20 protein-coding genes and 1 tRNA gene are annotated in these 22407 nt (G+C 62.3%); 7 read left to right on the top strand and 14 right to left on the bottom strand.

Annotated elements, in window-relative coordinates; genetic code table 11:
- Positions 1-124: 124 nt before the first annotated feature.
- The 3 genes from ABIB42_RS24555 to ABIB42_RS24545 all read right to left on the bottom strand — a co-directional run bounded on the left by ABIB42_RS24555 (position 125) and on the right by ABIB42_RS24545 (position 2825).
- Positions 125-598 (bottom strand): type VI secretion system amidase immunity protein Tai4, encoded by a 474-nt coding sequence (locus ABIB42_RS24555; protein ID WP_005662960.1) that lies wholly within the window; start codon positions 596-598, stop codon positions 125-127.
- Entirely contained in the window at positions 595-1095 is a 501-nt protein-coding gene (locus tag ABIB42_RS24550) for a type VI secretion system amidase effector protein Tae4 (protein WP_081589827.1), read from the bottom strand. Before ABIB42_RS24550 ends, ABIB42_RS24555 begins: the two co-directional genes overlap by 4 nt.
- Before the next feature lie 323 nt (positions 1096-1418).
- The gene (locus tag ABIB42_RS24545; RefSeq protein ID WP_273034418.1) at positions 1419-2825 is read right to left on the bottom strand and encodes an FAD-binding oxidoreductase; all 1407 of its coding nucleotides are present in this window, start codon (positions 2823-2825) and stop codon (positions 1419-1421) included.
- A gap of 337 nt (positions 2826-3162) precedes the next feature.
- On the opposite strand from ABIB42_RS24545, the gene ABIB42_RS24540 reads away from it, so the two are divergent.
- Entirely contained in the window at positions 3163-4593 is a 1431-nt protein-coding gene (locus tag ABIB42_RS24540; protein WP_157225400.1) for a PKD domain-containing protein, read from the top strand.
- Between the two features lie 7 nt (positions 4594-4600).
- On the opposite strand, the gene ABIB42_RS24535 is transcribed toward ABIB42_RS24540, so the two are convergent.
- A complete protein-coding gene (locus tag ABIB42_RS24535) occupies positions 4601-6406 on the bottom strand; it encodes a DUF885 domain-containing protein (RefSeq protein WP_005662955.1) in 1806 nt (601 codons plus the stop codon).
- Positions 6407-6554: 148 nt separating this feature from the next.
- On the opposite strand from ABIB42_RS24535, the gene ABIB42_RS24530 reads away from it, so the two are divergent.
- The 5 genes from ABIB42_RS24530 to ABIB42_RS24510 all read left to right on the top strand — a co-directional run bounded on the left by ABIB42_RS24530 (position 6555) and on the right by ABIB42_RS24510 (position 11583).
- Positions 6555-7679 carry a toxic anion resistance protein gene (locus tag ABIB42_RS24530; RefSeq protein WP_005662953.1) on the top strand — a complete coding sequence of 375 codons (1125 nt, stop codon included), beginning with the start codon at positions 6555-6557 and terminating at the stop codon, positions 7677-7679.
- A gap of 27 nt (positions 7680-7706) precedes the next feature.
- Positions 7707-8294: a TerD family protein gene (locus tag ABIB42_RS24525; protein ID WP_005662951.1), complete on the top strand. Its 588-nt coding sequence runs from the start codon at positions 7707-7709 to the stop codon at positions 8292-8294.
- 248 nt (positions 8295-8542) lie between these two features.
- A complete protein-coding gene (locus ABIB42_RS24520) occupies positions 8543-9250 on the top strand; it encodes a hypothetical protein (RefSeq protein WP_157225399.1) in 708 nt (235 codons plus the stop codon).
- A gap of 125 nt (positions 9251-9375) precedes the next feature.
- Complete coding sequence (locus ABIB42_RS24515; RefSeq protein ID WP_429249149.1) at positions 9376-9795, top strand: hypothetical protein; 420 nt, start codon at positions 9376-9378, stop codon at positions 9793-9795.
- A gap of 213 nt (positions 9796-10008) precedes the next feature.
- The gene (locus ABIB42_RS24510; RefSeq protein ID WP_005662947.1) at positions 10009-11583 is read left to right on the top strand and encodes an AbgT family transporter; all 1575 of its coding nucleotides are present in this window, start codon (positions 10009-10011) and stop codon (positions 11581-11583) included.
- Between the two features lie 347 nt (positions 11584-11930).
- On the opposite strand, the gene ABIB42_RS24505 is transcribed toward ABIB42_RS24510, so the two are convergent.
- The 8 genes from ABIB42_RS24505 to ABIB42_RS24470 all read right to left on the bottom strand — a co-directional run bounded on the left by ABIB42_RS24505 (position 11931) and on the right by ABIB42_RS24470 (position 19753).
- The gene (locus ABIB42_RS24505) at positions 11931-12578 is read right to left on the bottom strand and encodes a hypothetical protein (protein WP_429249148.1); all 648 of its coding nucleotides are present in this window, start codon (positions 12576-12578) and stop codon (positions 11931-11933) included.
- 21 nt (positions 12579-12599) lie between these two features.
- The gene (locus ABIB42_RS24500) at positions 12600-13265 is read right to left on the bottom strand and encodes a GAD-like domain-containing protein (RefSeq protein WP_005671545.1); all 666 of its coding nucleotides are present in this window, start codon (positions 13263-13265) and stop codon (positions 12600-12602) included.
- Positions 13262-14362 carry a polymorphic toxin type 15 domain-containing protein gene (locus ABIB42_RS24495; protein WP_081590027.1) on the bottom strand — a complete coding sequence of 367 codons (1101 nt, stop codon included), beginning with the start codon at positions 14360-14362 and terminating at the stop codon, positions 13262-13264. Before ABIB42_RS24495 ends, ABIB42_RS24500 begins: the two co-directional genes overlap by 4 nt.
- Before the next feature lie 2 nt (positions 14363-14364).
- Positions 14365-14718, bottom strand: a complete 354-nt coding sequence (locus ABIB42_RS24490) for a DUF4150 domain-containing protein (protein ID WP_005671540.1) — start codon at positions 14716-14718, stop codon at positions 14365-14367.
- Between the two features lie 9 nt (positions 14719-14727).
- Entirely contained in the window at positions 14728-16149 is a 1422-nt protein-coding gene (locus tag ABIB42_RS24485) for a DUF2169 family type VI secretion system accessory protein (RefSeq protein ID WP_005671537.1), read from the bottom strand.
- A gap of 11 nt (positions 16150-16160) precedes the next feature.
- Positions 16161-18293, bottom strand: a complete 2133-nt coding sequence (locus ABIB42_RS24480) for a type VI secretion system Vgr family protein (RefSeq protein WP_429249147.1) — start codon at positions 18291-18293, stop codon at positions 16161-16163.
- Between the two features lie 841 nt (positions 18294-19134).
- Positions 19135-19210: transfer RNA gene (locus ABIB42_RS24475), tRNA-Phe, on the bottom strand.
- 57 nt (positions 19211-19267) lie between these two features.
- Complete coding sequence (locus tag ABIB42_RS24470) at positions 19268-19753, bottom strand: acyl-CoA thioesterase (RefSeq protein WP_005671532.1); 486 nt, start codon at positions 19751-19753, stop codon at positions 19268-19270.
- Positions 19754-19918: 165 nt separating this feature from the next.
- On the opposite strand from ABIB42_RS24470, the gene epsC reads away from it, so the two are divergent.
- On the top strand, positions 19919-20851 hold the full coding sequence (gene epsC / locus ABIB42_RS24465) for a serine O-acetyltransferase EpsC (protein ID WP_005671530.1): 933 nt from the start codon (positions 19919-19921) through the stop codon (positions 20849-20851).
- A gap of 9 nt (positions 20852-20860) precedes the next feature.
- On the opposite strand, the gene ABIB42_RS24460 is transcribed toward epsC, so the two are convergent.
- Together ABIB42_RS24460 and ABIB42_RS24455 are read right to left on the bottom strand one after the other, a co-directional pair.
- Entirely contained in the window at positions 20861-21589 is a 729-nt protein-coding gene (locus tag ABIB42_RS24460; RefSeq protein WP_005671528.1) for an ABC transporter ATP-binding protein, read from the bottom strand.
- Positions 21586-22407, bottom strand: a complete 822-nt coding sequence (locus ABIB42_RS24455; RefSeq protein WP_005671526.1) for an ABC transporter permease — start codon at positions 22405-22407, stop codon at positions 21586-21588. Before ABIB42_RS24455 ends, ABIB42_RS24460 begins: the two co-directional genes overlap by 4 nt.

The following is a 22407-nucleotide window of genomic DNA, read 5'->3' as shown; positions in this document are numbered from 1 at the left end:
CAACCAGTTCGCCATCATGTTCGGCGAGCGCTTCACGAACGCGATTATCTAACTACGAATTCTGGCCCCGCACACAGAATTTCTGACAGGTCCAAGCTATGCTCTGGAAAAGTCCAGCCACGTGCTATCTGGCTGTAGCATCATGAGCCTGCCGTCGCGAAGGACGTTCCTTCCCATAAATGCGTTTCGGGTGGATGACCAATCGCTTCGTCAGATCGTCCAGCGCCTTGCTGTGGTACAGGTCCAGGCACTTCAAGAAATCGAATCGCACTCCCTTGACTTCCGATTCGACCAGCGGACTGGAATAATCCCGTTCCAGGTAACTCTCCACTAAGGAATTGACTGCATCCGGACTCTGATCCATATCGAAGTACGTCCAGTCGCGCAACGCGCTGATGCTGCTTCCGGCATCCTTCGCCACGCCATTGTCATTCCGATAGGCCTGGGTTAGACAGGTTGCTAGCACCATGTCCTTGTAGTTCTGCGCGTGCGTGCGGGTTACAGCTTGCGGGGATGTGATATCGCGAGTACTAGCATGGGCTGGCAACGACAATATGGTGAACACCACCACTGCCAGTCGCAAGGGGGACAACCTCATGGCAAACTCCAGAAATTTGCACGATCCGTGCGATACCGCGCTTCGGGTTCGTTGAAATAACAGTGGTCATAGCAGGAGCGACCGTCGAAAAGCGTGGCATGCCCCTGCGCATTTGACCACCCCGAGACTTCAAACAGAATGACGCCTGTTTTGCCTGCAAGTGTGCCCCCACCGGAGACAGGATATTTCACGACTTCGGCTTTACCCCAGCGCTGCGTCAGGAACCCGATCAGGTCGCGTACTCGAAAGAAGTATCTTCGCCCGTCCGCGCCGGATACAGTCTGTCCTTTGATGCCAGGAATGACCATGCCAGCTTGGCTGAGTATATAACTCATGCGTACAGCACACGTGTTTTCCCATCGCTGCGCTGCAGTCGGGTTATCGATATTCTTCCTGACGTTGCCGCCTATGATTCCTGCCACCCGGGCTCCGGGATTGAGAGGGTCGTAGATTCGCTGCGAAGCTGCCCACGCAGCACTAAAAGACGGTCGAGTCATATCGGTAGTCCTTGTTGAATTGTGTCGTACCGAGTCATCACAGCGCGCGCAGGAAGATCAAGGCCGCGGTGCATCGCGAGAGCAGCAGCACAAAGCAATGAAAACAGCGAACGGTGAGGTGTGTTCCCAACGTCGTGCATCATCGCGCGAGAAATAGGCATTGGCCTTTCGCTAGCGCAATAGTCGGGCGGTTTTCCTTAAGACGTGCAAAGACCTGATCGGCGTTTGCGATGAGGCTCGTTGCTGCGATGAGCGATGCGGACAACGAGGGCGAGATCCGGCCGCTGACGCCGCATCCGCGACGCCATCGAAGCCACGGCCGGTCAGCCGGCCGCAGCTGCAGCGGACGCCGGCCGAATATTCTGGTTGGTACGGAACAGATTGTCCGGATCGTAGGCCGCCTTGATCTGCGCCAGGCGCGCATAGTTGGCGCCATAGGCATCGGACGTACGCTCGCCTTCGTCCTGCGGCATGAAGTTGACGTAGACGCCACCGCTCGCATACGGCGTGGCATCCGCAAAGAAGCTGCGCGCCCAGGCGATGCAGCGTTCGTCGTCGGCCGGGTCTTCCCAACGCGTGTGCACGTTCATCACGTACAACGCGTCGCGGTGCGGATAGGCGGTCGCCTGCTGCGGCGGCGCCCCGGCCTGGCCGCCCAGCAGGCCGAGGAAGATCTCGCACTGCGGGGTAGGCAGATCGGAGGCGTAGCGTAAAACGACGTCGAGGGCCCCATCGCTCAGTTGCGTGAAATTATGCGATTTCCAGTAGTTGCGTGCGCCTGGCGTGAGCATCGGATCGAAGATCTGCTGCCAGGCCGCGTAAGGCATCGGCCCGACATGCATGCCCAGCGGTTCGCCCAGCTTGGCGATGCGTGCGATGGCGGCGTCCACGGCGTCGCTCGGCGATGGTGAAAAGACCGGCAGCACCAGCACGTCCTGGCCATGCACTTGCGGGGGCAGGAACGGCAGCGGGGGCGCCTTGCGCAGGACCGTCCAGACCGTGAGGTCGGGGGCCATGGTCGCGACGGCATCGCGGTATTGCTCCAAGACCGACTGGGCCTGGGCGAACGGGTAGACGATCAGCCCGGCCGTGATCTGCGGGCCGACTGGATGCAAGGCGAATTCGAAGCGCGTGACCACGCCAAAATTACCGCCGCCGCCACGGATGGCCCAGAACAGGTCGGGATGCTCCGTCGCGCTCACCTGCAGGCGCCCGGCGTCGGCGGTGACCATCTCGGCCGATAGCAGATTGTCGGCCGCCAGGCCCAGCGTGCGGCTGAGCCAGCCGAAGCCGCCGCCCAGGGTCAGACCCGCCACGCCGGTGGTGGAGTTGATGCCCAGCGGCGTCGCCAGGCCGTAGGCCTGGGCTTCGTGGTCGAAGTCGCGCAGGGTGGCGCCGCCTTCCACCCAGGCGCGGCGGCGCACCGGATCGACCTGCACCGACTTCATGCGCGACAGGTCGATCACCAGTCCGTCATCGCACAGCGCGCTGCCGGCGATATTGTGGCCGCCGCCACGCACGGCCAGCCGCAGCTGGTGGTCGCGCGCGTAGGCCAGCGACGCGCGCACATCGGCCGTGCCGGCGCAGCGCACGATGAGCGCCGGCCGCCGGTCGATCATCGCATTCCAGACGGCGCGGGCATCGTCGTAGCCCGCATCGTTGGCCTCGAGAAGTTCTCCTCTTAACAGCCCCTTCAATTCATTGAATTGCCCCTTCGCCAGCGTGTCCATGACGCACCTCGCAGATGGTTGGTCCGACGTCTCGCTTCATCATAGGAAGGCGAAGTGCGTTGACGCAAGCTCATGAGATGGAAATAGAGTGCAGGAATAGGGACTGGAGAATCGCATTGGCCCAGCACAAACGGCCGCACAAGTGCGAGATGCGACATACCGTGCGCTTCAGGTGCAACGCATGATTGAGCCGCTCCCCAACGCCACTTATGGCGACGGGCCCGACGTTCCACCTTTAACGGAGACATGCATGCGTATCGCTCGAGGAAACGATGTGCCGACCGGTAGCTCGATATGGAGGCTGCCCCGCCTGGTCTTGCTACTGGCCGCGATGTGGATGTCTGCGACAGTGCTTGCGCAGTCGTCGTCCGGCGAGGCGGACGGCAGAAACGGCGCGCAGCGCACGAGCTACCGCGTGATCAATCTCGGCCCCGGCACCATCGCGACCTACCCCGACATCAACGCCGCCGGCCAGGTGGCGTTCTCGATGGTGAACGGCGGGCGCATTTCGGCTTTCTTCCATGACGGCGCAACCGTGAAGAACATCGGCTCGCTGGGCGGCGGCATCACGTATGCGAACGACCTGAACGAGGCCGGCCAGATCGCCGGCACCTCGCTCAACGAACACGGCGTCGAGAACGCTTTCGTCTGGAGCGCGGGCGGCGGCATGCTCGACATCCGCGCCGAGCCTGGCCGGGGCCGTTCGTATGGCTGGGCCATCAACAACCGCGGCGTCGTCACCGGCTCGTTCGGCGACTCGGCGCGTCCGTTCCGCTGGAGCATTGGTAGCGGGGTGGAAGACCTGGGCGTCACGCCCGCCTTCCAGCAACCTTCAGGTCGCGTGCTCAACGACGCCGGCCTGATCGCCGGCGTGACCACGATCGACGACGAGTTCACGCGCGTGTTCGCCTGGACGCGCGGTAGCGGCCTGGTCGACATCGACACGCTGGGCAGCGTCGAATCGTCGCCCGTGGCCGTGGGCGCCGGGGGCGAGGTGGCGGGCAATCGCCTGGCTTCCTGGGACGATGGCGGCGACCGTCCCTTCCTGTGGACGCGCGCCACCGGCATGGTCGACCTCGGGATCGGCCGCGGCACCACGGCCTGGGTCAATGCGATGACGCCCGGCCTGCACATCGCCGGCGGCATCGGCTTTGCCGACGGGCGCCAGCGGGCGATGTCGTGGACGCGGCGCGGCGGCATGCGCGAACTCGGCACACTGGGCGGCAGGACCTCGGTCGCGCGCGGCGTCAATGCGAAAGGCCAGATCGTCGGCTTTGCCGAGGACAAGGCCGGCGCCATGCGCGCCTTCGTCTGGAGCGCCGCCGGCGGCATGCTGGACCTGAACCGGCTCGTGCGGCGTGTGCCGCCGACGCTGGTGCTCGAGCACGCGATGGCGATCAACGATCGCGGCGAGATCGTGGCCAGCTCGAATGCCGGACTGGTGCTGCTCAGGCCGGACCGTGGACATGAAAGCGGCCATACGGTCGGGCCGCTCGTCGCGCCGCGCACGGTCGAAGTCGGCGCGCCGCTGCAGGCATCGGTGTCCTTCGTGGATGGCGACCGGGTCGGCACGCGCGGCGTGGACTGGTCGTGGGGAGATGGCAGCAGCGCGCCAGCGCGCCGGATCGACGAGCGCGGCGGCGTGGCCAGCGCGCGCGCCAGCCACAGTTTTGCTGCGCCTGGGCTCTACACGGTGGCGGCCACGGTGGTCGGCCGGGATGGCCGCCGCACCGTGGTCAGCCAGGATGTGGAGGTGACTGCGCCGTAGGAGGGAATCAACCCTTCTTTTGCGCCGCGATCCAGCGGTCGGTCGCCGCTTCGAGCACGTCGAGCGGCACCGCGCCGTGCGACAGCACTTCGTTGTGGAAGGCGCGCAGGTCGAAGTCCTTGCCCAGGGTCTTTTCGGCGCGTGCGCGCAGTTCGCGCAGTTTCAGTTCGCCGATCTTGTAGCTGAGGGCCTGGCCGGGAATCGCGATATAGCGCTCGACTTCCTGCACCGCCGTCACCTCGTTCTGCGGCACGTTGTCCATGAAGTAGGCGATTGCCTGTTCGCGCGTCCAGCCCTTCGAGTGGATGCCGGTATCGACCACCAGGCGCACGCCGCGCCAGATTTCGGCGGTCAGGCGGCCGACCCACTGCCATGGATCGTTGTACATGCCGATTTCCTGGCCCAGCATTTCGCTGTACAGGCCCCAGCCTTCCGAGAAGGCGGTGCTGCCGCCGAAGCGGCGGAAGGCCGGCAGACCGGTGGTTTCCTGCGCCAGGCTGCGCTCGAAGTGGTGGCCGGGAATGGCTTCGTGCAGGAAGAAGGCGGTGGTCGTGAAGTTGGTGCGGGTTTCCGGCTTGTAGGCGTTGAAGTAGAAAACGCCGGGACGCTTGCCGTCGACCGAGCCGCGCTGGTAGGAGGCCGGGGCCGCGCTCACTTCGCGGAAGGCTTCCACCGGACGGATCTCGAACGGCGCCTTGGGCACGCGGGCGAACAGCTGGTCGACCTTGGCCTCGACGCGCGGACGCATCGCCTCGTAGGCCGCCTGGATCTCTTCGCGCGACTTGAAGCGCAGCTCGGGCGCGGTGTTGAGGTGAGCGAAGAATTCCTTCAGCGTGCCCTTGAAGCCGACCTTGACCCTGGCTTCTTCGAACTGGGCGCGGATGCGCGCGACTTCGCGCAGGCCGATCTCGTGGATCTGTTCCGGCGTCAGGTCGGTCGTGGTGGAGCGGCGCGCCAGGAAGGCATACCATTCCTTGCCGCCGGGAAGAGCGCCGATGCCGGCCGTGTCGCGGCCTGCCGGCAAGTAGGTGTCTTTCATGAAGGCCAGCAGCTTGCGGTTGGCAGGCGCCAACTGTTCGCGCACCATTTTTCCATAAGCCTCAGTCAGGCGCGCCTTGTCGGCGGCGCTGAAGGACTCCGGGAATTTCTTGGTCGGCCCCATATAGGTGCTGGTGTCGAGGTTGTCGCTGCCGACGTTCTCGAGCTGCGGCAGCACGCGCTGGATCAGCGCCTTCGGCATCACGATGCCTTGCTGGATGCCGGCGCGCATATTGGCGATGCTGTCGTCGACCGCCGGCGCGTAGCCGGCAGCGCGCTTGAGCCAGTTCTCGTAGTCCTGCACGGTCTGGAACGGCTGCGTGGAGGCGCCCGAACCCAGCTGGGCCATCAGCAGATGCAGGCCCGAAAACTGGTCCACCGGCACCAGGTCGGATGGGAAGCGCAGGCTGTCGAGGTCTTGCTGCAGGCGGTAGCGCAGCAGGTCATAGCTGATGCGGTCTTCCGAGGGCAGCGGCGCCGGATCGAACTTGGCGCTGCTGGCGAGGTATTTCTCGGCCAGCGCGCGGGTCTGCTTGCGGCTCTCGGCCGACGAGGTCGGGCCGAAGCGGTCGTTGTAGCGATGGTCGCCATTGAAGGTGGCGGCGATCGGGTTTTCGCGCAGGTAGTCTTCCCAGTAGTCGCTATATAACTGGTTCATCTTTTCCGGGGTGGCCGGCGTCTTGACTTGGGCGAAAGCGGGGAGGGCGGCGCACAGCACGGTGCACAGCGCAGTGCGCAGCGCATTGGACAGAATAGGGGGGAGCGAGCGGGTCATGTCTTCTCTAGGTGGTCAGGTCCATGCAAGAATAGCATGATGACCCAGGTGCAATACAACAGGCAGAATGCCCGGCGCAGAAACCCTTGCAGCCCGATTGTCCAGTGGTAAGCTATTGATGTTGTCATACCAACCCCCGAGGAATCCTATGAAACCGCTGTTCTCCTCCGACGAGGAAGCGAAGGCTGCATCGACGACACCCGTGACCCCTGCCGCCGGCCTGCCGCCCTTGCTGGATCCGGCCCTCACGCCGGACGCGCTGCCGGCATTGCGGCCGGAAGCAAGCGCGGCGCCGGTGATCCCTGTCGATCTCACCGGCATCGACGACAAGGCCATCGAGACCCTGGGCAGCGCCGCGGGACCGGGTGTGGCGAAGGTGTCGGCCAAGCTGCTGGGCACGGTACGCGCCTCGGATGCGGACGTGTTCGGCACGCAGCTGAACGAACTGATCGCCACCTCGAAGGGCCTGGACCCGGCCAAGCTCAAGTCGGGCGGCCTGCTGTCGCGCGTGTCGAACATGTTCGGCTCGGTCAAGGAAAAGATGCTGTCGCAATACCAGGTGGTCGAGTCGCGCATGGACACGCTGGTGTCCGAGATGACGCGCCACGCCAATGTGCACCGGGCGCGCATCCACGACTTCGACGAGATGTACAAGGGCCTCGAGGTTTATTATCAGGGCCTGGACGCCGACGTGAAGAAGGGCGAAGCCTGGGCCGAGCGGCTGCGCCAGGCGGTCGCGCAGCAAGCCGCGGCGGCCAATGCCTTCGAGGCGCAGCAGGCGACCGAACTGCGGCGCCGTCTCGAGCGGCTCGAAAAACGCATCGACGACTTGCGCCGCGCGATGCTGATGGCCACGCAGATGGTGCCGCAGATCCGCCTGTCGCAAGACAATGCGCGCGCCTTGACCGATACCTTCACCGACATCGTCAATGTGTCGATCCCGGCCTGGCGCAACGTGTTCTCGCTCTACCTGCTGCAGCTGGAAGCCAAGCAGAGCGCGGCGGTCGCCAACGCCGCCTACGACGCCACCGACGCGGCCTTCCGCGCCCAGGCCGATATGCTGCTGGAAAATACCGAGACGGTCGCGCGTGCCAAGCAGCGCTCGATCGTCAGCCTCGAAACCGCCCAGCACGTGCAGACGCAACTGGTGACCGCGTTCGACAAGCTCGAGCAGATCTCGAACGAAGGCCAGCAGCGCCGCCGCGACGAGCTGCCGAAGCTGCAGGCGCTGGAGCAGGAGCTGATCGCCAGGTTCTCGCCAGGCGCGGCCTAATTTCAATTCACCCTACAAGGAAAGCTCATGTCGACGACGCTCCAGACCGGCCACCGCATCAACCTCGAAAAATCCGCACCGGGCTTGAAGCGCGTGCGGATCGGCCTCGGATGGAAGGTCAATGCGGCCGCGGGCCATGCCTTCGATCTCGACTCGTCGGTGTTCCTGTGCCGGAAAGACGCGGACGACCATCCGGTCATGATCAGCAACGCCCACTTCGTCTATTACAACCACACGACCTCGCCCGATGGCGCGGTGGTGCACTCGGGCGACAACCGCACGGGCGACAAGGATGGCGACGACGAAGTCATCACCGTCGACCTGGCCAAGGTCGACGCGGCGGTCATGGAAATGCCGATCGTGGTCACCATCCACGAGGCCGAGGCGCGCAAGCAGAACTTCGGCAGCGTCTCCGGCGCCTACGTGAAGGTGTACAACGACGACACCGGCGAGACGATCGCTGAATACAACCTGAACGAAGACTACTCGGACAAGACTGCGCTGCAATTCGGTTCGCTGTATCGCAAGGATGGCGAGTGGCGCTTCCAGGCCGTCGGCGCGGGCTTCAAGCTGAACCTGGCGACCTTTATTCGCAAGCTCGGCGGCACCGTCTGAGCAGCGTTGTGCGTATCCTTCCGAGGCGCTGATGGCTGGCGCCGCCAGGTAGATCGATGACACACCAGACGCCCAAGGCATTCGACTTCGGTGACGCGCCGGAGCCGCCGTCGGACCCGGTCGACCGTCCGGCCGGGCCGCGGGCCTTCGATTTTGGCGACGAGCACGAAGCCGCGGCGCCTGAGCGTAATGGTCCGCCCAGGGCGCTGTCCTTCGACGACGTTCCTGCGCTTCCGGCTGCGTCTGCCGTGACCAGGAAAACCGTGGCCCGGCCGCTGTTCGACAGCGAAGACCATCCGGCGGTGCGCGATGCGCTCGCCACCGTCCACGCCGATTATCCGGATCTGTTCGCGCATTCGGAGCAGCGCCTGGCCACCCTGTTTCGGCGCATCCTGCCGGTGCGGCTGGCGCTGGTCACCGAGTGGGCAGAGGGGCCGCTGATGGAGCAGGCGGCGCTGCTCCATCCCATCACCGAACTCGTAGTGAAATTCACGCAGATGGGCGTGCCGGCGCTGCTGGAAGCTGCGCTCGACACTACCAAGGGGCCGCCGGGCATGTTCGGCCGGCTGTTTCGCCGACCGACGTCGCCTGCCGAATACAGGCCGGTGCTGACGTCGGCGCGCACGCAGCTCCTGCAGCTGATGACCGACAGCGAGGTCGCCATGCGCAACCTCGAAGCGTCGGCGCAGGGACTGGGCTTGCACCTGCTGGTGCTGGCCGTGGTGTCGACACTCGTCGAGGACGCGCCGGATGCGGCCTTGCGCGATGCGCTCGTGCAGCGCCGGACCTTGATCCAGCAGGCGGTGCGCCAGGCCGAGCTGTCGGTGCTGCAGATGAAGCAGGTGCGGCAGCAGGCGGCGGACTTGATCGGGCAGGTGTCGTCGTTCCTGACCGTGACCTTGCCGGCCGTGGAGATGGCGCAGGCGCAGCGCGGGGCAGGCTCGAGGCCGCCCTGAAACAGGTGCGGCTGTTAGAATTTGCCATAGCCTCGAGGCCCATTTGCAGGAGTACACAAATCCTACGTTTTCTCATCACTGCAGCAATCGGCAGGCCGAAGCTGACGGCCGCCGTTGCGATATCCATGTTGGCCGCCTTGGCCGCTACGATGACCTACACCGGTTTTCTCGTCATCGGGGTAGTGGCCGATTATCTCGGCACGGGCCGGATCGCGGCAGGACTGCTGCTCGGCGTTCTTTTCGCGAGACTTCCCTGGATAAAAGAGGGCAGGTTGCGCATTGTCGGCCTCTTGCCCAAGCCTGTCCGTCGACCGCTCATCGTGAGCATACTTGCACTGTGCCTGTTCACCTTCGTGGCGCGGGGCGACTACGTGCCGGCACTGTTTGCAGGTGTCGCGACGGCGTTTGTCGTCGCTTACCCATGGCTACGGCGCGCGATTGTCGATCGCGTGTCTTCGTCTGTATTCACATTCGGTGGGCAAAAGCGTCCCGAGAGCAACGATGACACGGTTATTGAAGGTGAATTCAGGGAGCGAAAAGAATGAGTTCGATTGCTTCGGGCCAAATAGGGAAATTCGCGTCGTAATCCTTCCTTAGGACGTTTGCTCATCAAGAAGCTTTTCGACAGCCCGGCTTCTGCGTACTATGTGGCTTGATGTGTCTTGTAGATAACAGCTGGCAGGCAATGCCCAAGTATTGACAGGCTTGCTGCTGCGCGTTATCGACCATTTCAAAGTCCCCTTTAAGCAAAGGCTACGATGACTGCACAAGCAACTGGCGCCAAGCCGCGCGGATTGAACCGTGTCCTGAACTGGATCGAGGTGGCAGGCAACAAGCTGCCCGACCCGGCCATCCTGTTCGCATTGCTGCTGGCCGTGGTGTGGGCCACCTCCTGGGCCATGTCCGGCCTGGTCTTCAACGACATCGACCCGCGCACCGGCGCGCCGATCGAGATCAAAAATCTGCTGGCGCCGGCCGCCCTGACGGATTTCATGGCGAAGATGGTCAATACCTTCGTCACCTTCCCGCCGCTCGGCGTCGTGCTGGTGGCGATGCTGGGGCTGGGCGTGGCCGAATACACCGGCTTCATCAACGCCGGGCTGCGCAAGATCTTGGCGGTGACGCCGAGGTTCCTGCTGACGCCCGTCCTGATCGGTGTCGGCATCCTGAGCCACGTGGCCGTCGACGCCGGCTATGTGCTGGTCATTCCGCTGGGCGCGGTCATCTTCTACGCCGCCGGGCGCCATCCGCTGGCCGGTATCGCGGCCGCCTTCGCCGGCGTATCGGGCGGGTTTTCCGCGACCTTCTTCGTGCCGTCGAGCCTCGATCCGCTGCTGGCCGGCCTGACCCAGGTCGCCGCGCGCCTGTCGTCCGACCCGGCCGCCGCATCGATCGTCATCAACCCGCTCAATAATTACTATTTCACGACGGCCTCGACCTTCCTCGTGATCCTGGTCGGCTGGTTCCTGACCGACAAGGTGATCGAGCCGCGGCTGAACAAGAGTTCGCCGGTCGACGCCGATCCCGCCAGCCTGCCCAAGATGGACGCCCTGCAGCCGAACGAGATCAAGGGCCTGCGCTGGGCCGGCATCGCGATGGTCGCCAGCCTGGCCCTGCTGCTGCTCTCGCTGATGCCGGAAGGTTCGGCCTGGCGTGCGCCGGATACGCGCGAGCTGACGCATTCGTCGGCGCCGCTGATGCAGTCGATCGTCGCGCTGATCTTCATCTTCTTCCTGATTCCCGGCGTGGTCTACGGCTATGTCGCCGGCACCGCGAAGAACCACCGCGACATCGTCAAGGGCATGAGCCATGCCATGAGCGGCATGGGTTACTACGTCGTCATGGCGTTCTTTTGCGCGCAGTTCATCTTCGCCTTCGGGCAGTCCAACCTGGGCGCGCTCATCGCGCTCAAGGGCGCGCTGTGGCTCAGGGAAATGGCCTTCCCGCTGGGCGTCACGCTGGCAGGCATCGTGCTCCTGACGGCCACGGTCAACCTGTTCATCGGTTCCGCGTCCGCCAAATGGGCGCTGATCTCGGCGGTGATGGTGCCGATGCTGATGGAACTCGGGGTGTCGCCGGACCTGACCCAGGCGGCGTACCGGGTGGGCGATTCCTCGACCAACATCATCACGCCCTTGCTGCCGTATTTCCCGCTGATCATCGTCTTCTGCAAGAAATATGTGCAGTCGACGGGCATCGGCACGCTGATCGCGCTGATGCTGCCTTATTCGATCAGCCTGATCGTGACGTGGACGGCGTTCCTCCTCGCTTTCTGGGCGATCGAGCTGCCGTTGGGGATCGGGTCTTCGTATTCCTATCCGGCGGAGCGTTGACAGGTTGGGGGCGCCGCTAAATGGCGCCCTGAATGAATAAAAGATCCCAAAGCTCCGGCTGGACTTCGGGTTTTCTGAAATGAAAGAGCCCGAGACCTTGCGGTTTCAGGCTTCTGATATCCGCGACGTGCGCGGCGTGCAACGCGGACAATATGGACTGTAATACGTGGGGTGGATAAAAGTCTTATATCAAAATGAAAAATCCCAGAGCTGCAACCAGAGCTTTGGGCTTTTAACGCTTACGTATCAATTAAAAAATATATGCCTGTGATTGCGGCCGATTCGGCTGAGCGAGAGCAATGATCTGCTTTCTCCGAACATCCCGTATCAAGGCGTGTTGCACATTATTACCCGTTGAGTAGACGGAGCCAATTCCAGAATGGATCATTCGATTCCGATTCGTCCATGCTTACGGTATTTAAAAAAATATCCGATGCCCGCGTCGGAATGCTTAGTCCAAGTATTCCTTCAAGGTAGTGACGGAACAGTTGCGGCGGCGGAGGATAGTCGTTTTCCTCGTCTTCCTCCTCACGTACCTCATCGGGAGTTTGTTGGAACTGATCGGGCCAACAGAGTTCGTCGTAACCGATTGCCAAGAGGCGCAATAGGTCTTCCATATTTTCTGCCAGCACACAAAGCATCACCGATCCCGACCCCGATCCCAAATGAACAATTCGCTGTTGCCCGTCGTCGTCGCGCCAAAGCCCAGCCCACGATCCGTCGCCTCCGGTCCTTAGGAATATCACCAGTCGGTCGTTCACATCGGGATCATTGCTTTTGGTCCAGCAAGCGGTGGCGGCAGGGTCCGGTAAGTGGACGGCTGTCGTTGTGAGATTGCTATATTCAAGCTCAGGGTGTACGGTCATGTAACGAACCCCATCGTGGCGACTCCGGAGGCACCCGTGTTCTTCCATGAAGTGGAAGGTTTTCCGCAAGAGTTCTGGGAGCGGATTCCGCAGCGGGAATGCGGCTACCATTTCATCGGTAAATTTCATTTACCAACATTTCATAAGAGTTTAGGGATTGAGTAATTTATCGATGTCAACATTGGAAAATGGCAGTGTTGGTGGCGCGAGCTGCCGAAGAATAGTCAAATGGACATCGATCTTGAGTTTGGCAACATTTTCCAGATTCATTCTCCCACCTAGCACGAGCGCAGGTTCGAAGCCATATACCTCATCTGGTTCGAGTGGTCCTAGTTTGACCAAAACGCGTTCGAAAAGTGGTTTGCCACTCTCGTCCTTTAAGTTGAATCGCGATGGGTCACTGGAGCTAAAAAACGCACTGATCGATAAATCTAGATCTTCTTTTGTTTTTGGTTTTAATCCCTTTGGAAGAACGGATATTTTGCTAAGGGGGCAAGCAACCGTAACACTCCGTCCCGTTTTTTCGCCACACGCGTATAGATCACCAAATGCTGACCTGGCAATGACATGGAACGAATCAAGCTCTTCCAGCTTAGTACCTTCTAACCACTCGTCGATCAAGTCTTCATACTCATCTGGATCGACTGTCCAAAAAAGCCCTTTTGCGTACCCACACCAACCTTCTTCTTTCCAGTAGGTCAGGAGCTGATCGGGCAACTTGCCGCGCCACTTTTCAATGGCCATTGCTGGCACCTCAACTCGGTGCGTTGCCTCCCCAAACTCTTCAATAAATACTTCAAAATCTTCGTCTCTCATCTTATCCCCCTGCCACGGCAAGGCTCCAGTTTAACATTCATTTTTTGGTCACCTCGACCGCTCTTAATTGCCTTTTCGGCTTCAATATCCATCCCAGCCACTCGATCGTTTTGATTCCAACTGGCCCCAATCGAGGAGTTCACGTCTGCACGACCCATCCTGGTAGGCTCCGAATGCATCCAGCCACCAGCCACCATGTCAGGGTCATGTAGCGCTGCGAGTGCGCTCATTACATTTTCGGCACGAGTAGCCGCTTGGGACTTTGCCTTTGCAGCGCTCATTCCACCTTTCCGTAAACTCGCTGCAATACTCTCTTTAATATCGGCAGTAACTCGATCTCTGAATTCGGTTTGTGCCGCTGCTGCCGATGGATTACGATTCATTGTGGCAAATAAATCCCTGGCTTCCTTGTATTTGGAAGCAGACAGGCTGTTGATCGCATCCTCCTGGCGTTTGAGCTGCGCGGCCATCTCCTTCAAATATGCCTTCTGGTCGTCCTTGCTCATCTGGATAAATTTCTTCTTGTCGAAAGGATGGAAACAGGGAACTTTATGCTCGCGCGCCTTGACCGTCACCTCTTTTTTCGGCTTCTTGACGCCCGAAGCCGCTTCGCGCGCCTTCTCCGCTGCCTCTTGGGCTTCTCTGGCTTCCCTGGCCGCTTTGGCCTCCTTCGCAACCTTTGCGGTCTCTCCCGCCCGCTTTGCTGCCTTGAGCACTCCCTCCGCTTCGTGCGCCCCCTTGGCGACCCGTGCTGCTGTCCCCGTTCCTTTCGCCATTCCGACCGCACTCTTGGCGACCTTGCCCACGGTGGTGACGACCTTGCCACCGGGGATCATGCTTGCCACCGCAAGGCCCGCCTCGACGGCTTCCCCTTCAGCCGTGTAGATGGCTGCATCCAAAGCGCCTGTCACCACCGATAAGCCTGGAACGAAACTCGCCACCCCCAGCAAACCATGCACCCACGGACTGGACTTTTGCCACATAGTCCGTTCCGCTTCGGTTTCCGGCATGAGCGGTGGATTGGCGCCACCGCCGTGCGGATCGATGTGCGTTGTCGAGGGTTTTGCCTGTTCTAATATTACGCCTCTGGTCGTCATGCCTATCCCGCCAGATTCATATCGCACTCGTCGCCATGACGCACGACGTATTTTTTCTCCACCCGCACGGATTTGGAGCTGGCTGTTGCACGCACTTTGCCTTTGTTGACACCGGACTTCATGCCGCCGCCCGTTCCGGCCTCGTTTCCGGTCACGGTGGCGATGACGCTGTCGCTGAGCAGGAAGACAGGATCGCCATTGAACCGGACCGACTTCGCTACTTCCACGCTGTTGCTCAGGTCCGCAACGATGGGGTAGGGAATCGGCACCATATTTGGTCCCATCGGCGTCTTGCAGACGTCGGGGAGCAGGCTGACGGCCATGAAGATACTGTTCTTGCGGGCACCAGTAGGCATGGATTCCTCTTAAACGGTTGGCGGCGATTCTTGTCGGGGCACGACTGTCGGACGCGGAGGCGATGGAGGCTTGATGTTCTGCGCCCGCTCGCGCAGCGCCGTAACGTCGGCATGGGTCAGCATGCGTGCTTCGAGCACCCGCACGCCAGGAGCGGTGGCGACGGTAGCGCGCCAGACGCACACGACCGCGATTTTCTTTTCCGGGTCGCTGGCATCCGGGGCTGCGTCGATGATGAGTGTGTCGAGCTTCGCCGCCAGTTCGCCTATTCGTCCGTCCTGGAACCGCGCCAGCACAAACGGCAGGTGGCCCGGCAGGGCGAAAGACAGGCAGGTGTTGCCGGAAGCGTCGCGCACTGTGCCCGCGCTCTCTGGACACAGATTGAACAGTGAGATTTGCTCGTCGCCGCTCAAGTAGGGTGTGACTTGCTGGTCGGCGGGCGCGCCGTTCCAGTACCCAAAATCGAAGTCAGCAGGCAAATTCGGGTGGCGCTCTTCCTGCCATTGCTGGTCATAGGTTCCTGCCAGCCCTAAACGCGGTTGCCAGCCGCGCCCGACCACGCCGAAGCCCTGCGGTATGCATTCCTTGCCGAAGCGCCCTATGGGCTGGCTGGCGGCCTCTATGTGCGGCGCCGGCACGCATGCGAGCCTGGCCGCGTTCAGATACCAGCGCTCTGCAAAGCCACGGCCCACCGGATTTTGTTCGTACACGCTGTGCGCGATTGCTTCCTGCAAGTCGCCCGCGCTGGCGTTATCGGGTTGCGGAACGCGACCGGGCAAGCGATATTTTTTGTCCACGCGGCTGGCCGCCTGCTCATTGACGAGGATTTTGTTTTCGCCACCGTAGGCATATTCGTAGCGGAGGGGCAGGGTGGTAAGGGGCAATGGGGCTGTGAGCTTCCATTTCGGCAGCGTGAACAGGGTCAGCGCGCGCGTCAGTGGAGCGCGTTTGCGCCACTCCCGCATGCCTCCGATCAGCAGCACTTTGCGCAACACGAGCGGGCCTTCCAGCGCCTTCGCCGTCAACCGGGCGCACTGCTCCCGCCATTCGGCCATACGCTCAGGCGAGGCGTGATACGTCGGATTGAGGCCGTGCGGCTCGGGCGGCAAATCCGGCGCACCGTTTATCTTGAGAGCGACCCCGAATAGCTTGCTGGGTTTGCCCTGTGGGGCGCAGGCGTCGGCGATGACGATCACGTCGGTGTGCGGTTTGTAGGGTGCCAGGTCGGACTCCTGCCTGACGCTGGATCGGTTTGCTTCGCCGTAGAATTCATCCGTCATCGCCAGCGGCGTTTGTGCGGGTGCCAGCAAGAGCGTGCCGTCGTCCTGTACCTCGAATGTAAGTCGCATGACCACGCTATGGAAGCGCTGGTCATGCTGGTCGATACCGTCGAAGGCGATTGCGGGAAAAGGCGTGAGGTTGCGAAATTCCATGCGGGGGCCGATCAGTTGACGTCCACATCGTTACCGGAAATCTGTACCGGCCCGCTGGCCTCAATGCCGATTTGGGAACCATTGATGAATATCTTGCCGTCCGCTGTCATCTTGAATTGCGCAAGGCCGACAGTGATCGACAGTTCTTCGCCCGCCGTGATCGATACCGACTTGCCGACCTTGGTAATCTGGCTGATGCCGACCACGGTTGCCATGATCGTGCCGACGTTGAGGTTGTAGGCGAGGCCAACGTTTTCCATGCGGCCCAAACCGACGTTCTGCATGTAGGCCATGCCGACCGTTTCCGTCTTCATCCGGGCGACGTAGGTTGACCAGTTCTTGCCGATGTCATCCTTGCGGTTCCTGCCGATTGTCTTGACGCGGTTGCCGCCAATGCCGATGGTCTCGTTTTTATCGACCTGCTCGATGCGGTTGTTGTGGACGGTAATGGTCTCGTCGTTGTCCACCGTTTCGGTGCGGTCGTGCTTGATATGCGAGGTTTCGTCGCGATCGATGGTCTTGCGGCGGTCGTTGCCGACCCATTTGTCCTCGTCGCGCTCGACCTCGGTAAGCTGATCCCGCTCGGCGTGCAGCCACAGTTGTTCCTGGCCCTTCTTGTCCTCGAAGCGTAGCGCGTTGGCATTGCCGTATCTGCCGCCCGGCGTCGAGCGGGACAGGATGCCGCTCTGGGTCTTGTTTGCGGGAAGATCCCACGGCGGCATGTTGTGCGCGTTCGGCACCATGCCGGTGACGAATCCGCGATCGGGATTCCCGTCGAGGAACTGGACGATGACCTCGCTGCCGATGCGCGGGATCGATGTCATGCCGAAGTTGGGACCGGCCCACGCGGTGGCGACGCGCAGCCACGCAGAACTTCGTTCGTTAAGCTCGCCTGCACGGTCCCAATGGAACTGGACTTTGACACGCCCGTACTCGTCGGTGAAAATCTCCTCACCTTGCGGCCCCACCACGATAGCCGTTTGCAGACCATACATTTTTGGTTCGACGCTGTTGAAGCCGCGACCGGGACGCCACGGGATGGACTTGCGGATGCAAGTAATGCGGTTCTCGTAGTGCGGCGGACTGGCGTCGTTCACATGGTAATTGTTGCTGGCAGTGTGGTGCACATCGATGATGAGGAATTCCTGGACCTCATTACTGCCGCCGTAGAAATGGCCGGTGAGGCGGAACCAGCGCCCGGGGACCACGTTGCGGTTGGTGCCTGCGCCCTCGAATAGCTCACCCGCGTGTTCAATCTCCTCGATGCGCAACGTCGCCCGGCGCTCGCCGTCGCGACTGTCCTTAAATCCATAAGCGCCCGCATATTCGTAGACTTCCTTGCGCAGCACCTTGCCCTGCTCGATGATTGTCGGCCTCTCGACATTGACCGGCCTGGGCGACTTGAAATTGAAGGACGACAGCGCCGTGCTGGCGGACACAATGCGTCGTACCGCCGACCACTCGCCAATGCCATTGTCCTCATACGAGCCGCAATCGCGCTGGAACTCGATTTCCGTGCCGTCTATCGGTTCCGCGTAGGTGGAATTGTCGCTCAGGATGAGCTTGTGTCCCTTTGCCGTATGGTCGTAGGTGTAGTACCAGCCTGCTGCTTCCCAGCGCCTGCTCAGGTAGTTGTAATCCGATTCGTTGAACTGGCAGGCATCGGTCATCGCCGGGTCTTCCCCGTAGCGGCGAAAGTCCCAGTCGGGATGCGCGAGATAGTCGCGGAAGATGCTGGTCGTTTGGTCGTACAGGGTCGCGTTATGGAACAGGAAGCAGTCCTTGCGCAGGGACAGATACTTCAGCCACGGCCCGAGCTTGGCCTCGTAGTATGCGATACCACCATCTGTCCTGAGCAAGCGAAAACTGAAGACGTAGCCGGTGAAATGGCGCAGCGTTCCGTCGTGGCGCACCAGTTCCACGGACAGCAGTTTGCCCTGCATGTCTTTCAGGTCGAGCAAGGCGTTATTCGACAGCAGCTCGACAGTAAATTCGAAATCGCGCGATAGCCCCTCGGTCGCATCCAGCTTGTTGACCAGCAATTCGGATGTTGGGCCATCCTTAAAGGGAAACGCCAGACGCAGGATACGGGCGGTCTGGCGTTCTTGGATTAGTTCTATCAGATTACGAGGGGAGTTACCCATGCAGGTTCCCTTGCTTACGGCGAATTAGCAGCAATAGAGGATGGTAAATGAACATCGTATCCCCCTTTGCTGAGCTAGCTTGGGGAAAGCGTCATTCCACTGCGCGGCGTCAATCGTTCAGGCTGATGCAATCGTTCGACGCCTCGGGAAAGCGGGCGATTGGACGATTTGGTCGCGCGTTTCGCGGGCTTATTTGAAGGGGGAGCGCGCTCGGCGTACCGGCGTCCAGGCACGTGGTCTACGGGGACCAGAAACGAACCCGCCAACTGATGATGGTTGCGTTGCGTGAGGTATGTTCTAGGTGGCCCAGCGCGGAATCGAACACCGATACAAGGATCTGGAGGCCGAAGGTCTTAGCTCGCACAACTACTGCTGAGTGCTCAGGCGTTTTCCTTGTCGTGTAGCAGGGCACGCTTAAGCATTGTTCAGCTTCTTTGGCCGCGCTGAGACGGCCTTCTTGCATTCGAGCCGACAGTTGAATAGTTGCCTATCTTCGTCACTGACTCGGACTGTCGAAGCGGTATCCATACAGCGTTGGACACCCTTCTACGACGAATTTCTTCCATCTCAAACCACTTTGGCGCTGGGGCGTTGGTCATCACGGGCTCCGAGTTTTTTCAAGTACATTTTATCAACGTTATCGAACCGGACGAGTGGACGATTCGGTCGCTTCGCAGGCCGGAACGACCAGACCAACTAGCGCGGACGGTTGGACGATTTGGTCGGTTGCCGCCGCGGGGCAATGCTGCTTGGAACCGGAAATGGACCGGATGTGAGGATTCCGGGTGACGGAAACAAAAACGCCAACCTGCATGGGTTGGCGTTTTTGCTAAGACATTCTTGGTGGCCCGGGGCGGAATCGAACCACCGACACAAGGATTTTCAATCCTCTGCTCTACCAACTGAGCTACCAGGCCAAGAGGCCGCATTATAGCAGCGTTTGCGCCGGATAAACAATCCGGTCGCGACGACGGTCACCCCTTGCTCGAAATCCGCTGCGCATGGTCCCGCTCCAGCGCCAGGCGCGATTCGCGCCGGCCCTTGGCTTCCTCGAAGCGGCGCAATTCATCCGGCGTCGACGGTTCCAGCGGCGGAATCGCCGCCGGCTTCTTGTCGTCGCCCACCGCCACCATCGTGAAGAAGCAGCTGTTCACATGGCGCACCACCTTGCTGCGGATATCCTCGGCGATCACCTTGATCCCGATTTCCATCGAGCTGCGCCCGGTGTAGTTCACGGCGGCCAGGAAGGTCACCAGCTCGCCCACGTGGATCGGCTGGCGGAAGGTCACCTGGTCGACGCTCATCGTCACCACGTAGCGGCCGGCGTAGCGGCTGGCGCAGGCGTAGGCGACCTGGTCGAGCAGTTTCAGGATGGTGCCGCCGTGCACGTTGCCGGAGAAATTGGCGGTGTCGGGCGTCATCAGCACCGTCATGCTGAGCTGGTGGGAGGGGAGGTTCATGGTCGTGTCATTACAAAAGAAAATCAGTGCTTGATGTTGCCTTAGAAACTGCCGCGCGGCAAGTTCTGCCGTTGGCAGGGACCGTTTTTGAGCCCGTCAAAGCACGCATATCGACATACCAATAAAATCGTAGTCATTGAAAAACGAATCGTATAGGCTCGGCGAATGAACAGCGAATTTCCCCACCATCAAGGTGGATCGGTGCAGTGGCACCTCGGTCCCGTCATCGACGCATTGCGCACCTCGCGCGAATCCACCCACAATATCCGGCACCAGGGCAGGGTGCGCGAACTGCCGTCGCGCGAAGTCGTGCGCCAGATCGTGGACGGCATCTCCGCCGCCCTGTTCCCCACGCATTATGGCCGCCCCGACCTGAACGACGAGAGCATCGACTACTTCGTCGCCGACACGCTCAACGTGGCGCTCGACCGCCTGGCCGAGCAAGTACGGCGCGCGCTGCGCTTTTCACCTGAGTTCGCCTCCGAGCATGACCAGACCGCGGACGCAGTCCTGACCGAGCGCGCCCGCGCCATCACGCGCGAGTTCGCCGCCAGCCTGCCCGCGGTTCGCGCGCTGCTGGTGTCCGACGTGCAGGCCGCGCTGGCCGGCGACCCGGCCGCCACCTCGGTGGCCGAGATCATGTTGTGCTATCCCGGCACCATCGCCATCCTCTACCACCGCATCGCGCATTGCCTCACCCGCCTCGGCGTGCCGTTCCTGGCGCGGGTCACGGCCGACATCGGTCACTCGCTGACCGGCATCGACATCCACCCCGGCGCGCAGATCGGCGGCAGCTTCTTCATCGACCACGGCACCGGCGTCGTCATCGGCGAAACCGCGATCCTGGGCGAGCGCGTGCGCCTGTACCAGGCCGTCACGCTCGGCGCCAAGCGCTTCCCGGTCGACGAGAGCGGCGCCCTGGTCAAGGGCACGCCGCGCCATCCGATCGTCGAGGACGACGTCGTCATCTATGCCGGCGCCACCATCCTGGGCCGCATCACGATCGGCGCCGGTTCGACCATCGGCGGCAACGTCTGGCTGACCCAGAGCGTCCCGCCAGGCAGCAATGTGTCGCAGGCGCAGATGCGCAACACCTGAGTCGAGCGTCTAAATGGCGTGCACCGCGTGCAGGCTGTCGAGGATCGCCGGTTTCAACGGCGACAGCGCCAGCTTGCCGCGCTCGCGCGGCCACGGCGCGTCGTTCATGAACTCGGCGGGCACCGGGCCGGGCACGCCATCCATCAGCACCACGCGGTCGCTCAGATAGATCGCTTCATCGATATCGTGGGTCACCAGCAGCACGGTCAGGCCGCGCTGGCGCGCCGCATGCGCCAGCAGGTCTTGCAGGCGCATGCGGGTGAAGGCGTCGACCGCCGAAAACGGTTCGTCCAGTAGCAGCACGTGCGGCTCCAGATACAGGCCGCGCGCGATGGCTGCGCGCTGGGCCTGGCCGCCCGACAGCTGCTTGGGCAGCGCATCGCCATATCCCTTCAGGCCGACTTCCTCCAGCAGGGCATGGGCGCGCTCCAGGTTCGGCCGCGCGTGTCCGCCGAAGACGACGTTCTGCGCCACGGTCAGCCACGGGAACAGGCGCGGCGCCTGGAACACCAGGCCGACGTCGGCATCCGGCCCCGTCAACTGGCGGCCGTCGAGGTGCACCGCGCCGCGGTAGTCGCCGTCCAGTCCCGCCACGATCGACAACAAGGTGCTCTTGCCGCAGCCGCTGGCGCCGACCAGGCTGACGATCTCGCCCTGGTCCAGCCCCAGGCGCAGGCCGCGCAGCACGGTGCGCGCGCCGTGGCGCTTGTCATCGATGGCGATCTCGAGAAAGCTCATCGCGCCGTCCTTTCCACATAGCTGTCGCGCCAGGCCAGCCAGCGCCGTTCCAGCGCCTGCATCGCGCTGTCGCTGGCCTTGCCCAGCAGGGCCAGCAGCACGATCGCCGCCAGCATGATGTCGGCGCGGCTCGATTCGCGGCCGTCGGTCAGCAGATAGCCCAGGCCGCGGCTGGCGGCGATCAGCTCGGCCGCCACCATGAACATCCACGCCAGGCTCAGGCCGTTGCGCAGGCCGGTCAGCACCGAGGGCAGGGCCGCCGGCAGCAGCACCCGGCGCGCCAGCGCCAGCGGCGACAGGCGATACAGCAGCCCGACCTCGGTCAGGCCGCGGTCGACGCCGCGGATGCCGGCCACCACGCCCATGTACACCGGGAAGAAGGCGCCGATCGCGATCAGGATGATCTTGGGCGCCTCGTCGATGCCGAACCAGAGCAGCAGCAGCGGCACCCAGGCCAGCGACGGAATCGCGCGCAGCGCCTGGAAGCTGGGGTCGAGCAGGCTTTCCGCGCGCCGGTTCAGGGCCACCAGCGCGCCGAGCGGCAGCGCCAGCAGGGCGCCGGCGGCGAAGCCGGCCGCCACCCGCAGCGTGCTGGCGCCGACGTGGCCCGCCAGGCCGTTTTCCAGCAGCCAGGACAGGGATTCGAGGATGGCGCTCGGCGGCGGCAGCAGGTTGGCCGGCACCAGGCCGGCGCGCACGCCGGCTTCCGCGCCGATCAGGGCCAGCGCCGGCAGCAGCAAGCCCAGAGGGAAGCCGAAGCGGCGCCATGCGCGCCGTGATGGCGGAGGCGCTTCCAGGGTGATGGCTTGCCGATCCAT

The organism is Massilia sp. UYP32, from assembly GCF_050434365.1.
Taxonomy (GTDB): Bacteria; Pseudomonadota; Gammaproteobacteria; order Burkholderiales; family Burkholderiaceae_D; genus Telluria; species Telluria timonae.
The sequence above is the reverse complement of the archived record's forward strand: the minus strand, read 5'-3'. Positions and strand labels throughout refer to the sequence as shown.

What these genes read in the sequence shown, in the direction of transcription:
- ABIB42_RS24540 (WP_157225400.1), top strand. Translation starts at nt 3,163, where the DNA reads ATGTCTGCGACAGTGCTTGCGCAGTCGTCGTCCGGCGAGGCGGACGGC.
- ABIB42_RS24500 (WP_005671545.1), bottom strand. Translation starts at nt 13,265, where the DNA reads ATGAGAGACGAAGATTTTGAAGTATTTATTGAAGAGTTTGGGGAGGCA.
- ABIB42_RS24490 (WP_005671540.1), bottom strand. Translation starts at nt 14,718, where the DNA reads ATGCCTACTGGTGCCCGCAAGAACAGTATCTTCATGGCCGTCAGCCTG.
- ABIB42_RS24455 (WP_005671526.1), bottom strand. Translation starts at nt 22,407, where the DNA reads ATGGATCGGCAAGCCATCACCCTGGAAGCGCCTCCGCCATCACGGCGC.
- ABIB42_RS24530 (WP_005662953.1), top strand. Translation starts at nt 6,555, where the DNA reads ATGAAACCGCTGTTCTCCTCCGACGAGGAAGCGAAGGCTGCATCGACG.
- ABIB42_RS24495 (WP_081590027.1), bottom strand. Translation starts at nt 14,362, where the DNA reads ATGACGACCAGAGGCGTAATATTAGAACAGGCAAAACCCTCGACAACG.
- ABIB42_RS24525 (WP_005662951.1), top strand. Translation starts at nt 7,707, where the DNA reads ATGTCGACGACGCTCCAGACCGGCCACCGCATCAACCTCGAAAAATCC.
- ABIB42_RS24485 (WP_005671537.1), bottom strand. Translation starts at nt 16,149, where the DNA reads ATGGAATTTCGCAACCTCACGCCTTTTCCCGCAATCGCCTTCGACGGT.
- ABIB42_RS24555 (WP_005662960.1), bottom strand. Translation starts at nt 598, where the DNA reads ATGAGGTTGTCCCCCTTGCGACTGGCAGTGGTGGTGTTCACCATATTG.
- ABIB42_RS24480 (WP_429249147.1), bottom strand. Translation starts at nt 18,293, where the DNA reads ATGGGTAACTCCCCTCGTAATCTGATAGAACTAATCCAAGAACGCCAG.
- epsC (WP_005671530.1), top strand. Translation starts at nt 19,919, where the DNA reads ATGAACAGCGAATTTCCCCACCATCAAGGTGGATCGGTGCAGTGGCAC.
- ABIB42_RS24460 (WP_005671528.1), bottom strand. Translation starts at nt 21,589, where the DNA reads ATGAGCTTTCTCGAGATCGCCATCGATGACAAGCGCCACGGCGCGCGC.
- ABIB42_RS24470 (WP_005671532.1), bottom strand. Translation starts at nt 19,753, where the DNA reads ATGAACCTCCCCTCCCACCAGCTCAGCATGACGGTGCTGATGACGCCC.
- ABIB42_RS24545 (WP_273034418.1), bottom strand. Translation starts at nt 2,825, where the DNA reads ATGGACACGCTGGCGAAGGGGCAATTCAATGAATTGAAGGGGCTGTTA.
- ABIB42_RS24550 (WP_081589827.1), bottom strand. Translation starts at nt 1,095, where the DNA reads ATGACTCGACCGTCTTTTAGTGCTGCGTGGGCAGCTTCGCAGCGAATC.
- ABIB42_RS24510 (WP_005662947.1), top strand. Translation starts at nt 10,009, where the DNA reads ATGACTGCACAAGCAACTGGCGCCAAGCCGCGCGGATTGAACCGTGTC.
- ABIB42_RS24515 (WP_429249149.1), top strand. Translation starts at nt 9,376, where the DNA reads ATGTTGGCCGCCTTGGCCGCTACGATGACCTACACCGGTTTTCTCGTC.
- ABIB42_RS24505 (WP_429249148.1), bottom strand. Translation starts at nt 12,578, where the DNA reads ATGAAATTTACCGATGAAATGGTAGCCGCATTCCCGCTGCGGAATCCG.
- ABIB42_RS24535 (WP_005662955.1), bottom strand. Translation starts at nt 6,406, where the DNA reads ATGACCCGCTCGCTCCCCCCTATTCTGTCCAATGCGCTGCGCACTGCG.